This window comes from Candidatus Propionivibrio aalborgensis (genome assembly GCF_900089945.1).
Taxonomy (GTDB): domain Bacteria; phylum Pseudomonadota; class Gammaproteobacteria; order Burkholderiales; family Rhodocyclaceae; genus Propionivibrio; species Propionivibrio aalborgensis.
Map to the genome: position 1 here is coordinate 1 of NZ_FLQY01000266.1, position 1,311 is coordinate 1,311.

The window sequence follows — 1,311 nt, forward strand, 5'->3', positions numbered from 1 at the left end:
GCGACGTGATAGGCCAGCAATTGCAGGGGAACGACGTGCAGCAGGGCTGAGAGCTGACCGTAATGTTCTGGCAGATGCATGACATGCAGTCCGTCGGCAGCGACCATTTCACCGTCGGCGTCGGCAAACACGTAAAGCTCGCCGCCTCGCGCTCGAACTTCCTGCAGGTTGGACTTCAGTTTTTCCAGCAAGGCATCGTTGGGTGCCACTGCAATCACCGGCATGTTCTTGTCGACCAATGCCAGCGGTCCGTGCTTCAGCTCGCCGGCTGGATAGGCTTCGGCATGGATGTAGCTGATTTCCTTGAGCTTGAGGGCACCTTCAAGCGCAATCGGGTAGTGCCGCCCACGCCCGAGGAACAGGGCGTCCTGCTTCATGGCAAAGTGCTCGGACCATTCGCGGATCAGCGGTTCCAGTTCAAGTATTTTGGATACCGCAACGGGCAGGTGACGTAGGGCTTGCAGTTCGGCGGCTTCCGCCTGCTCGGTAAGCCGGCCACGCAGTTTGGCAAAGATCAGGGTCAGCAGGTAGAGCGCGGCAAGCTGCGTGGTGAACGCTTTGGTCGATGCGACGCCGATTTCAGGGCCGGCACGAGTGATGAAACGTAGCGCGTTCTCGCGTACCAGCGAGGATTCGGGAACGTTGCAGATGCACAGGGTATGTTTCATGCCGAGCGATTTGGCGTGGTGCAATGCGGCCAGAGTGTCGGCCGTTTCACCTGACTGCGAAAGCGTGACGACCAGCGTTTGCGGGTCGGGGACGGATTCGCGGTATCGGTATTCGCTCGCCACCTCGACGTTGCACGAAATTCCGGCGATCGCTTCGAGCCAGTAACGGGCGACCAGGCCGGCATGGTAGCTGGTGCCGCAGGCGATGATCAGCACCTGACGGACGTCTTTGAGGATCGACTCGGTGTCAGCGCCAAACAGTCCGGGCTGGATACTGCGTGCCGCGCCGAGCATCTCAAGCGTGTTGGATAGTGCGACCGGCTGTTCGAAGATTTCCTTCTGCATGTAATGGCGATACTGGCCGAGTTCGACCGCATCGGCGGAAAGGTGCGACTCGGTTTCCGCGCGCTCGACCGGAGAGCCGTCAACACGGGTAATGCGGTAACTGTCGCGCGTCAGCTCGGCACAGTCGCCGTTCTCCAGATAGACGATCCGGCGCGTTACCTGCAGCAGGGCGGACGCATCGGAAGCGGCATAGCTTCCGTCATCGGCCAGGCCAAGCAGCAGCGGGGAGCCTTCACGGGCCACCACGACATGCTCGGGTTCGGATTCGCGCAGGACGGCGAGGGCATAAGCGCCCTGC

General features: G+C 61.1%; 1 protein-coding gene. It reads right to left on the reverse strand.

The genetic code is table 11. From position 1 onward, the window contains the following. On the reverse strand, positions 1-1,311 hold a 1,311-nt coding region (gene glmS / locus PROAA_RS12580), incomplete at both ends, for a glutamine--fructose-6-phosphate transaminase (isomerizing) (RefSeq protein WP_186411672.1).